This window comes from Undibacterium sp. TC4M20W (genome assembly GCF_049340245.1).
Taxonomy (GTDB): Bacteria; Pseudomonadota; Gammaproteobacteria; order Burkholderiales; family Burkholderiaceae_D; genus Undibacterium.
Window position 1 is genome coordinate 1 of record NZ_JBMPPI010000069.1, and the last position, 626, is coordinate 626.

Genomic DNA, 626 nt, shown 5'->3' on the forward strand with positions numbered 1-626 from the left:
ACAGGGATACGCAGGAGTCAGCGAGATTACACGCTGACTTTTAAATTATCAGTAGTAGAGCAAGTAGAAAAAGGCGAGATGACCTATGTAGAAGCTCAGCGCCGGTACGGGATACAGGGGAGATCAACAGTTTTAGTGTGGTTACGCAAGCACGGGCAACAAGATTGGCATAATCATGGTTCCAGACCAAGAGAAGGAAGCATGATGCCAAAGACCCCATTGCCACAAACGCCAGAACAGCGGATTAAAGAATTGGAAGTTCAACTCAAGCATGCCAATGAGAAGGCACAATTGTTTGAAGCGATCGTGAATGTGATCAAGAATGATTATGGGCTTGCTGTCCCAAAAAAGCCTTCAGGCAAGTCCTCGAACAAGGTCAAATCCCGGGATTAAGCATCAGCAGGGCTTGCCATTATTTCCAAATCACCCGTCAAGCGTACTATAAGCAGCTTCATAGCGAGCAAGAGCGGCGCGACCAGCATGCGCAAGTGATTGATCTGGTGAAAGAAAAGCGCTTGCGACAGCCACGGATAGGCACACGCAAATTGCAGCACCTGCTTCAAGCAAAGATGAGAGAGCGTGGCATTAAGCTAGGAAGAGATCGTTTATTCGCATTACTTAGGGAA

At 47.4% G+C, this 626-nt stretch carries 1 pseudogene; it reads left to right on the forward strand.

Annotated features, from left to right (window positions below):
• Positions 1 to 626, forward strand: a pseudogene (locus tag ACO0LL_RS30315) (IS3 family transposase); the annotation flags it as partial.